At 67.4% G+C, this 9,670-nt stretch carries 10 protein-coding genes and 1 pseudogene; 5 read left to right on the top strand and 6 right to left on the bottom strand.

The genetic code is table 11. The features are described from left to right. Positions 1-304, top strand: a 304-nt coding sequence (locus ACWELQ_RS27390; RefSeq protein WP_452399918.1) for a zinc-binding dehydrogenase, incomplete at its 5' end; no start/stop codon positions are given. A gap of 6 nt (positions 305-310) precedes the next feature. On the opposite strand, the gene lepB is transcribed toward ACWELQ_RS27390, so the two are convergent. After that, complete coding sequence (gene lepB, locus ACWELQ_RS27385; RefSeq protein WP_452399919.1) at positions 311-1,093, bottom strand: signal peptidase I; 783 nt, start codon at positions 1,091-1,093, stop codon at positions 311-313. A 34-nt stretch (positions 1,094-1,127) separates the two neighbouring features. Beyond that, positions 1,128-1,985: an alpha/beta fold hydrolase gene (locus ACWELQ_RS27380; RefSeq protein WP_452399917.1), complete on the bottom strand. Its 858-nt coding sequence runs from the start codon at positions 1,983-1,985 to the stop codon at positions 1,128-1,130. Between the two features lie 96 nt (positions 1,986-2,081). Here ACWELQ_RS27380 and ACWELQ_RS27375 point away from each other — a divergent pair, with 96 nt between their 5' ends. Then, positions 2,082-3,110, top strand: a complete 1,029-nt coding sequence (locus tag ACWELQ_RS27375) for a helix-turn-helix transcriptional regulator (RefSeq protein WP_452399916.1) — start codon at positions 2,082-2,084, stop codon at positions 3,108-3,110. A 7-nt stretch (positions 3,111-3,117) separates the two neighbouring features. Here ACWELQ_RS27375 and ACWELQ_RS27370 read toward each other — a convergent pair whose 3' ends face one another. After that, complete coding sequence (locus tag ACWELQ_RS27370) at positions 3,118-3,771, bottom strand: TetR/AcrR family transcriptional regulator (RefSeq protein ID WP_452399915.1); 654 nt, start codon at positions 3,769-3,771, stop codon at positions 3,118-3,120. A gap of 90 nt (positions 3,772-3,861) precedes the next feature. On the opposite strand from ACWELQ_RS27370, the gene ACWELQ_RS27365 reads away from it, so the two are divergent. The 3 genes from ACWELQ_RS27365 (at position 3,862) to ACWELQ_RS27355 (ending at position 7,456) form a co-directional block, all read left to right on the top strand. Beyond that, positions 3,862-5,364 (top strand): MFS transporter, encoded by a 1,503-nt coding sequence (locus ACWELQ_RS27365; protein WP_452399914.1) that lies wholly within the window; start codon positions 3,862-3,864, stop codon positions 5,362-5,364. Positions 5,365-5,442: 78 nt separating this feature from the next. Beyond that, the gene (locus ACWELQ_RS27360) at positions 5,443-6,903 is read left to right on the top strand and encodes a glycoside hydrolase family 76 protein (protein ID WP_452399913.1); all 1,461 of its coding nucleotides are present in this window, start codon (positions 5,443-5,445) and stop codon (positions 6,901-6,903) included. Between the two features lie 10 nt (positions 6,904-6,913). Further along, the gene (locus tag ACWELQ_RS27355; protein ID WP_452399912.1) at positions 6,914-7,456 is read left to right on the top strand and encodes a DUF4262 domain-containing protein; all 543 of its coding nucleotides are present in this window, start codon (positions 6,914-6,916) and stop codon (positions 7,454-7,456) included. Between the two features lie 41 nt (positions 7,457-7,497). On the opposite strand, the gene ACWELQ_RS27350 is transcribed toward ACWELQ_RS27355, so the two are convergent. The 3 genes and pseudogenes from ACWELQ_RS27350 to ACWELQ_RS27340 form a co-directional block, all read right to left on the bottom strand. Next, a complete protein-coding gene (locus tag ACWELQ_RS27350) occupies positions 7,498-8,052 on the bottom strand; it encodes a dihydrofolate reductase family protein (protein ID WP_452399911.1) in 555 nt (184 codons plus the stop codon). A gap of 49 nt (positions 8,053-8,101) precedes the next feature. After that, positions 8,102-8,689 carry a Uma2 family endonuclease gene (locus ACWELQ_RS27345; protein WP_452399910.1) on the bottom strand — a complete coding sequence of 196 codons (588 nt, stop codon included), beginning with the start codon at positions 8,687-8,689 and terminating at the stop codon, positions 8,102-8,104. A gap of 103 nt (positions 8,690-8,792) precedes the next feature. Next, a pseudogene (locus tag ACWELQ_RS27340) lies at positions 8,793-9,670 on the bottom strand (hypothetical protein); the annotation flags it as partial.

The following is a 9,670-nucleotide window of genomic DNA, read 5'->3' as shown; positions in this document are numbered from 1 at the left end:
ACGAGCAAGAAATGCCACCTGGAGTTCGCGTGTCCTCGGCGGCGGCGAGGGCGGCGGCCGCTGGTTCGGCGGACTCGGGCGGTCGGCTGCCGCGCAACTGCTCTCGCCGTTCGTACGTCAGCGACTGCGTGCGCTGCTGTCACTGCCAACACCCGAAAGTCTGCACGCCGTCACCGAACTCGCCGCTGCGGGTGCGCTTGCCCCGCGCGTGACCCGCACCTTCGCGCTCTCCGAGGCCGCCACCGCCATCGAACACCTCGCCGCCGGGCACTCCCGCGGCAAGTCCGTCATCGTGGTCGGCTGAACCCGGTCAGGGTTTCTGTGCGTGGATCGGGCCGATGCGGCCCGGCGGCCAGATCTTGAACACCGCCTTGCCGCGGATATCCGAGAGCGGGACCGTGCCCTGATACTTGTCTTCGACATGGGCGCGGGAGTCGGCGGACTCGTTGCGGTTGTCGCCCATCACCCACACATTGCCGTCCGGCACCTTGATCGGGCCGAATTCCCGTCCGGTACCGGCACTTCCGGTGTAGGCCAGGCCCGGCCGATACGGAAGGCTGTAATGCGCGTAGGGCTCGTCGAGCGGTTTGCCGTCGACGAGCACCCGGCCCTGCGCATCACAGCACTGCACGGTCTGACCGCCCACCGCGATCACGCGCTTGACCAGATCGTTCTCATCGGGTGGCAGCAGACCGAAGAAGGCGATCGCGTTCTGGATGCCCCGGACCGCGGCATTGCCCGAACGGTGCGAGGTCCAGGCGCGATCCCAGGACGCGGTCGGACCCTTGAACACGATCACCTCGCCCGGCTCCGGATCACCGAAGTCGAAACTCAGCTTCTCCACGTAGATCCGGTCGCCCGTACAGCCCGAGCAGCCGTGCAGCGTCGGCTCCATCGACTGCGACGGAATCACATACGGGCGGCCGATGAACGTGACCACCAGCGCCACGGCCACCAAGGCGATCACGACCAGCATCGGGAATTCCTGCCAGAACGGCCGCTTCTTGCGCTGGCTCTTGCGGCGTCGCCGACGCGGGGACGGCGCGGCCGTGGGCTCCGTGGCCCCGGCGGTGGTCGCCGCCGGGTCGATCATCTCTGGCACGCCCCCAACCTAGCCTGGCCGGGGCTCAGTCTCCCGTGGAACTTGTCTGGAGCACAGCATATTCGGAGGTGAACGCCAGCAGATCGGCGGTCAGACGCGGGCCGTGCGTCAGATAGATGCCGTGCGGGGCATTCTCGTAGACGACCAGTTCGCTGCCCGGAATCAGGTCCGCCTGGCGGCGGCCACCGAACTCCAGGGTGATCGAGGCATCGGCATCACCGTGGATGATCAGGGTGGGCACGTCGATGTCCCGCATCTCGGCGCGGAAGTCCGTCTCCACCACCGCGCGGTTGCATTCGAGAATGGCCTGCAGCGACGTGCCGGAGCCGATGGACGCCATCACACGGTCGCGGGCGATCCCGCTGACCGCGCAGCCGGGCAGACCCTCCCCGATGTACGGATCGGTGTTGTCGCGCAGCCAGGCATCCTGGTGATGCCGCCACGAATCACGCAGCGCGTCGGCCGCTTCGCCGGGGACGCCCGCCGGATTGTCGGGCGTCGCCAGCAGGAACGGCAGGGCCGCGGCCACCAGCACGATCCGGTCGACGCGGGCGCTGCCGTAGCGGGTCAGGTAGCGGACGATCTCACCGCCGCCCATGGAATGGCCGACCAGCATCAGCCCGTGCAGGTTCAGGTGGTCGATCAGATCGGCGAGATCATCGGCGAGAGTGTCGTAGTCGTAGCCCAGCCCCGGATCATCGGAGCGGCCGTGGCCGCGACGGTCGAGCGCGATGGCCCGCATCCCCTGCGCCACCAGATCGGCCATCACGCCACGCGCTTCGATGCTGTCCATCCCGGCCGCCGCGCAGAACAGCACCGGACGTCCGGTGCCCCAATCACGGTAGAACAGCGACGTGCCGGTGCGGGTTTCGATGAAAGGCATTGCGGTGTCTCCTCATTCGTGGTCTTCGGAACGAGGGGAAAGGTATCGGCGCTCCACTGACATCTAGTGTCAGTGGATTGCGGCAGAATCGAATTCATGCGCGCCAGCCGTCTCATGTCGATCCTGCTGCTGTTGCAGACCCGCGACCGGGTGACCGCGCAGGAACTGTCCGAGCAGCTGGAAGTCTCGGTGCGCACGATTTACCGCGATATGGAATCGCTGTCCGCGGCGGGCATTCCCGTCTACGGCGACGCGGGCCACGACGGCGGATACCGCCTCCTCGACGGCTTCCGCGCCCGCCTCAATCTGCTCACCGCCGACGAGGCCGAAGCACTGTTCCTGTCCGGATTGCCCGGCGCCGCCGCCGATCTCGGCCTGGGCGCGATCGTCACCGCCGCCAACCTGAAGGTGATGACCGCCCTGCCGCCCGAACTGCGCGACCGCGCCGGTCGCGTCGCCGAACGCTTCCACCTCGACGCACCCGGCTGGTACACCGCCGCCGAACCGACGCCCTACCTGACCGCCGTCGCCGACGCGGTCTGGAACGAACGCACCCTGCGCTTCAACTACATCCGCTGGGCCACACCGCATCTGGTCACCCGGACCACCGAGCCGCTGGGCCTCGTGCTGAAATCCGGCAACTGGTACCTCGTCGGCCACCACGACGCGCGCCCGCGCACCTACCGGATCTCACGCATCATGGAGTTGCAGGTCCTCGACACCCCGGTCACCCGGCCGCCGGACTTCGAACTGGCCACCTACTGGGCCGGTTACCTCGCCTCCTTCGACCAACGCCGCCACCGCGATTCGGCCCGGATCCGACTGGACGCGGCGACCTTCGAACGTCTGCCCGAACTCTTGGACGCGGCGTCCGCCCAGGGCGCGCGGGACTCGGCGACCGAACCCACCGGCGACGGATACCGCGAAGTCCGCCTGCCCATCGAATCCCTCGATCGGGCGGTGCCCGACATCCTCCGGCTCGGCGCGGGCGCGGAAGTCCTGGCTCCCGAAGACCTGCGCCGCCGACTGTCCGCCGAGGCCGCCGCGCTCGCCCGCCGCTACGAACAACGGTGCGGCGCCGCGGATATCGACCGCGACCAGCCGGATTCGATGACCGGGCGTTAGCGGCGGGTCAGTCCATGCGGCCGTAGATCAGGCGCAGGATCGCCTCGGCGAGGTCGTCGACGTCGCGGGTCAGGTCCTCGCGGGGAGCCGCCGACAATTGCGAGAGGCGGCCGTCGCGCATCAGGGTGACCAGTGCGGCGAGCGTGGCGGCGTCGATGCCCTCGGGGGCCAGCCCGGCCGCCCGGTCACGCTCGATCTTGGCGGCCAGGCCGGTGGTGAAGCGGGTTTGAATGGTCGCCATGAATTCCGTCAGGGGCGGGTAACTGCTGTCGTAGCCCTCGAGGGAACAGACCAGGATCGCGTTGTTGTCGTGCCAGATCTCCGCGGCCCCGGTGAGCTGGGCGCGCAGCAGTTCCCGCTGCGGGCCGGTGGACGGCAGCCACACGTGCGTCTCCGCGTAGCGGTCGCTCACGTCCTCCATCAAGCGCGCGAGCACGGCCTGCTTGGACGGGAAATAGAAGTAGAAGCTGGTGCGCGAGATGCCGGTGGCGGTGGTGATGTCGTCGACCGTGAGGGTGGCCATCGACTTCTTCGTCAGCAGGTGGCGGGTCGCGTCCAGGATCTGGACCTCGCGCTGATCGCCCTTCGACATGGCGCGGCGGCGGACTCCCTCGGTCGTGCCTCGGGTCTGGGTCACCTTGGGTCCGCCCTTCTGTGCCATGACCTCACCATAGAGCGGTTTCCATTCCCGCTGTGGACGTGGTGTCAATCATAATCGACAGTGTGTCGATTTAGTCGTAGAGTCCTCGCAATGACCTCCCCGCTCGAGCCTCGGCGTTCCGTCTCGCCGACCGCGATCGTGCTGACCATGGCCAGCACCGTGTTCCTCCTGGCCATGGCGCAGACGCTGCCCGTGCCCGCGCTTCCCCAGATCGGTCTGCAGCTCGGCGTCTCGGCGACGACCGTCGGCTGGGTGACGACCGCGACCATGCTGGCCGCCTCGGCGCTCACCCCGCTGCTCGGTCGGCTCGGCGATGTCTACGGGCACAAGCCCGTCATCGTGGCGACGCTGGTCGTGACGCTGGCCGGCAGCCTGCTGGCCGCCACCGCGCACAGCATCGACCTGCTGATTGTCGGAAGGGCCTTGCAGGGAGCCAGTTTCGGACTGTTCCCGCTGGCGATCAGTGTGCTGCGGCACGAACTGCCGGCCGAACGGCTCACTGGGGCACTGGCCGTCACCGCCTCGACGCTCGGCGTGGGTAGCGGTGTCGCGCTGGTGGCCACGGGGCTGCTGACGCAGGGCGGCGCGGACTACCGGCGCATCTTCTGGCTGTGCGTCGTGCTGACCGTGGTGGTGCTGGCGCTGGCGTTGTTCACGCTGCCGCGGCGTGCGGGTCAGGGCGGGCGCGTCGACTATCTGGGCGCGGCGGTGCTCGGCCTCGGGCTGGTCTGCCTGCTGCTGCCGATTTCCCAAGGCCACGAATGGGGTTGGGGCAGTGCCCGTGTGATCGGACTGTTCATCGCCTCGGGGGTGGTGCTGGCCGGGTTCCTGGTGTTGCAGTCCAAGCTGCGCTCGCCGCTGGTGTCGACCTCGCTGCTGGCGCATCGACCGGTCGCGGTCACCAATCTCGCCAGCTTCTGCGTCGGCTTCGCGATGTTCAGCGTGTTCCTCGGCGCGACCTACTTCGTGGCCACCCCGCGTGCCCTGGCGGGCTTCGGCTTCGGTGCGTCCGTGCTGCGCACCAGCGTTGCGTTCATGCTGCCCGGCGCGGTGGCCTCGGTGCTGATGGGCCCGATCGCCGGTCGCCTCGTCGGCCGTATCGGCGCTCGCTACGTCCTGCTGCTGGCCGCCGTCATCGGCCTGTGCTCACTGACCTCCCTGGCCGTCCTGCACACCACGAGCGCGGAAGTCATCGCCGCGCTGATCGTCGCGAACTCCGCGATCGCCATCGCCTACGCGGCCATGCCCGCGCTGCTGGTCGCGAACGTGGCACCGCACGAGACCGGCATCGCCAACTCGATCAACTCGATCATGCGGACCGTGGGCGGCGCGATCGGCAGCGCCCTGGTGGTCACCATCCTCACCAGCGACACCCTCGCCCACAAACTCCCCACCGGCGCGGTCGTCGCCCTCCCCGCCGAGGGCGCTTACCGCATCGCCTTCCTCACCGGCGCAGCCTTCTTTGCCCTGGCCGCCCTGCTGGCCGCCTTCGGCCTGGCCAACTCCGGCCGACCCCTCACCCAGCACGAGGTCGAGGAAGACGCCGCCCTGGCCACCGCCGGCGAATTCGCCACCGCCTCCACCAGCCTCTGACCCCACCTTGCCGCCCGAGGCCCGACGCGCCGAAACCTCCTCGGCTCGTTGGCCTCTCGGGCGGTTAGGGTGTCGGTCGTGGGCAGACGCGCGCGGGCGAGAGGGGGCGTCGTCGGCCTCGTGCTCGCGGTGTCGGCGAGCCTGCTTGTGCTACAGCCGTTTTCGGCGATGACCGTGGATGCCGTGGCGCGGACGATGACGCCGCCGGTTCGGCAATGGTCGCGGGTGATCGCGCTGAACGCCGTGGAGGGCATGGCGACCGCGACGATCGACAACGGGCAACCCGGCGACAGCGTCTGGCTCGACCGCCGCGGTGACCTCGACGGCTCCGCGGCGAAGCTCGAAACCGCCGCGGTTGCCCCGGGCGCAACAGCGGCGAACACGCAGCCGCACCCGTACGCGGGCAGTGCGTTGCGTGCTTGCGGAAAAGCGGCCGACCGGCCCGAGATTCGGTGTTCACGCTGGACCGGCGCGCAGGACGTGCCACCGGACCGTCGAGTGCGGGCGCTGGAACGGCTGCTGGATCGCTACGACCATGCGACCGGACTGTGGGAGAACGACGCCGCCACCTGGCGCAGCGCCAACGCACTGGGCGCGGTCGTCGACTACATGGCGCGCACCGGCGACCGGCAGTACCTCGGCTATCTCGACGAGAGCTACCGCCACGGAACCGTCTCGCGCACCGGCGTTCCCAAGGACACCGGCTACAACGACGACGAACTGTGGTGGGCATGGACCTGGATCCGAGCCTTCGACCTCACGCACGACCCCCGCTATCTCGACGCCGCCCGCGCCATCGCCGACCGCGCAGACACCCAGCGCGCCCCATCCTGCGACGGCGGCATCCGGTGGGCCCGCATCGGGATCGACCCACCACTGCACCCGTGGACCCAGATCAACACGATCACCAATGGGCTGTTCATGACGGTCACCGCCCTGCTGAGCACCAGGGTCGAATCATCGAGCCGCCCCGTCTATCTCGCCCGAGCCGACCGAGCCTGGCAATGGTTCGCCCACCAGGCGGGTCACGCCCTGTTCGACCCCTCCGGCTTGATCGACGACCACCTCGACACCAACGCCGCCGACACCAACTGCGGTATCGCCGATCCCGACACCCGCTGGACCTACGACCAAGGCATCATCCTCAGCGCCCTGGCAGCCCTCTACCAAGCCACCGGAACCCGCGAACTCCTCACCACCGCCGACGCGCTCGCGGCCGCAGCCACCCGCCCCAACTCCCCATTCCTCCGCAACGGCGTGCTTTGGGAGCCCGCCGCCACCGACTGCCCCGGCCCCACCTGCCACGACGCCGAGATATTCAAGGGCGTATTCGTCCGCTCCTACCGAAACCTGCTCGACACCACCCAATCCCGCACCGCCACAACCACTTTCCTCACCCACCAATCGAACGCCCTGACCGGCACCGACGACGAATACGGCTTCCGCTGGCAGGCATCGCAACCCGACGACCCCCCAACCTTCGCCACCCAAACATCCGCCCTGGACGCCCTGAACGCGAATGTCGGAGGTCTCCCGTAGCGTCGCCCGGGTGAGTAGCTCGGATTGTCAATGCGTGATGTGCCGCGACTACGGGGACCGCGACGAAATGCACCCTGGCGACCAACGTTTGGTCGACAACGTGGGCAAGCGCGGCTGGGGAGTGATCGCGATTCCCGAAAGCGATTCAAACCCCCACTGGGCGTTCACCGTCGGCCTGTGGCACAGCCATCGAGTACCGGAGATCGCCCTGTTCGGAGTACCTCCGAACGAATCCATCGCGATCCTCAACGCGATCGGCGATCAAGCCGCCACCGGAACACCACTGGAGATCGGCCACCACCTCGACAACATCCTGGCAGCCGACTACCAACTCACCCTTCACCCGATAGCCGCCGCCTGGCGCAGACCCTTCTTCGGCACCGCAATCCGCTTCTACCGCAACGCCTCCGACTGGCCGATCCTGCACTGCGTCTACGCCCCCGCCCCCGACCATCTCCAGCCCCAACTGGCACTCCCACCCGCCGACCATCCCACCGGAGCATGGACCAGCTACCACGCCGAATGGCTGGCCTGGTCGGGCCATCACGCATAACCACGCACCCGCAGGCTGCGGGCCTCCTTCGGCTCCTCGGGTCAGGCGACGGTGTAGCGGAGCAGGGTGGCGGTTTTGAATTGTCTTGTCTGGGCTAGGTGGAGGGGGATGCGTTTGTCGAGGGTGGGGAAGAAGGGGGTGCCGCCGCCGAGGATGATCGGGGAGATGTAGACGTGGTATTCGTCGATGAGGTTTTGGGGGATCAAGGAGGCTGCGAAGGTCGCACCGCCCACCTCCATGACGCCGTTGCCTTCGGATTTGAGTTTGCGGACTTCGTCGATGGCGTTTTCGGTGACCAGGGTGCTGTTCCAGTGGACTTCGGTGAGGGTGCGGGAGAAGACGACCTTGGGTTTCGCGGTCCACAGGGCGCTGAACTCGCGGGCGATCGGGGAGGGGTCGTCGGCGGGGACGTGCGGCCAGTAGTCGGCCATCAACTCGTAGAGGCGGCGGCCGTTGAGCGCGAGCTCGAGGTCACGGAACCTGTCGTTGTGGAACTGATGCAACTCCTCATCGGGCGAAGTCCAGTCGATGTGCCCGTCACGATCGTTGATAAAGCCGTCCAGGGACACACCGAGCCCGTAGATCAATGTCCTCATGACAGTTGGACCTCCTACGGGCTCGAAACTAATCGATTCCCACCGGAATTCAGGAGAAGTCGGCCAAGCGGGACAACGGGAATGAGATCGGGAACGGGTCGGAGACCTCGAGGGTGTCGGCCTCCTCGAGGATGATCGGCTCACCGTAGGCGGGACCGTTGAGACGGTGGATCTGGATTCGTGGTCGCGGGTCGAAATCGATCAGCCAATACTGTTCGATGCCGGTGCGGGCGTATTCGATCACCTTACGGCGGCGATCTTCTCGCTCGCTGCCCGAACCACGCGACACGATCTCGACAGCCAGCTGGACGTCACTGCCAGGGTACAAGGACAGCCGGAGATCGCGAGTGCTCCGGGCGGCTGCTGCGCCGATGATTGCAACGTCTGGTCGTCGAGCTCCCGACAGCGTTGAAATATCCATCGGTGCTTGAACAAAGACGTGAGCCCCGGCTTGTGAGGCCGCGTATCTCAGAATGTCCCGCAGCGCGTCTGCGAGGTAGTCGTGGCAAGGACTCGGCGACAATTCGATCAGCCAGCCATCGACGAGTTCGTGAGCCTTGCCCTCGTCGGGAAGGTTGTGAAGATCTTCCACCGTGTACGGCCCGTAGCCGTACCCGTCTTCAATGGCGGCACTCACCGGCTCCTGTCCTTTCGTCAGGGAACTTCCGCCAGTCTAAAGCGAATCCCCGATCGACAGCTGTCGACCGGGGATTCGTTTCATGTGTCGGAGCGGATGTGTCCTAGACCGTCTTGTTGAAGGCCTTCGCCTCGCGGCGGCGGCGGTGGAGGATGGGCTCGGTGTAGCCGTTGGGCTGCTTGGTGCCCTCGAGGACGAGTTCCTTCGCCGCCTGGAAGGCGATGGAGGCGTTGAAGTCGGGGGACATCGGGAAGTACGAAGCGTCGTTGGCGTTCTGGCGGTCGACGACCGGGGCCATGCGCTCGAGGGAGGCGATGACGTCGGCTTCGGAGACGATGCCGTGGCGCAGCCAGTTGGCCATCAGCTGGGAGGAGATGCGCAGGGTGGCGCGGTCCTCCATGAGGCCGATGTCCTTGATGTCGGGCACCTTCGAACAGCCGACGCCCTGGTCGATCCAGCGCACCACGTAACCGAGGATGCCCTGGGAGTTGTTGTCCAGCTCCTGCTGCTTCTCCTCAGCGGTCCAGTTGATGTCGGCGGCCAGCGGGATCTCGAGGATCTCGTCGACCGTCGCGCGCGGACCGCCCTTGGCGATCTCGGCCTGCCGCTTGAACACGTCCACCAGGTGGTAGTGGGTGGCGTGCAGGGTGGCGGCGGTCGGCGACGGCACCCAGGCGGTGTTCGCGCCCGACTTCGGCTGGGCGATCTTCTGCACCAGCATGTCGGCCATCATGTCGGGCATGGCCCACATGCCCTTACCGATCTGCGCCTTGCCGGGCAGGCCGGTGGCCAGACCGGTGTCGACATTCCAGTCCTCGTAGGACTTGATCCACTGCTGCGCCTTCATCTCGGCCTTGCGGACCATCGGCCCGGCCTCCATGGAGGGGGCGTGTCCGGGGAAGTCCTCACGGATCTGAATCCGTGGTCCGGAGAGGTTCTGCTCGAGATACCTGAGGCCGACGTCCCCGACGTCGAGACGGC

This window comes from Nocardia sp. NPDC004722 (assembly GCF_053601505.1).
This window is presented reverse-complemented; position numbering and strand designations above follow the sequence as displayed.

Bases quoted from the DNA above. Each gene is read 5' to 3' on its own strand.
- lepB (WP_452399919.1), bottom strand. From the start codon at position 1,093: ATGATCGACCCGGCGGCGACCACCGCCGGGGCCACGGAGCCCACGGCC.
- ACWELQ_RS27380 (WP_452399917.1), bottom strand. From the start codon at position 1,985: ATGCCTTTCATCGAAACCCGCACCGGCACGTCGCTGTTCTACCGTGAT.
- ACWELQ_RS27375 (WP_452399916.1), top strand. From the start codon at position 2,082: ATGCGCGCCAGCCGTCTCATGTCGATCCTGCTGCTGTTGCAGACCCGC.
- ACWELQ_RS27370 (WP_452399915.1), bottom strand. From the start codon at position 3,771: ATGGCACAGAAGGGCGGACCCAAGGTGACCCAGACCCGAGGCACGACC.
- ACWELQ_RS27365 (WP_452399914.1), top strand. From the start codon at position 3,862: ATGACCTCCCCGCTCGAGCCTCGGCGTTCCGTCTCGCCGACCGCGATC.
- ACWELQ_RS27350 (WP_452399911.1), bottom strand. From the start codon at position 8,052: ATGAGGACATTGATCTACGGGCTCGGTGTGTCCCTGGACGGCTTTATC.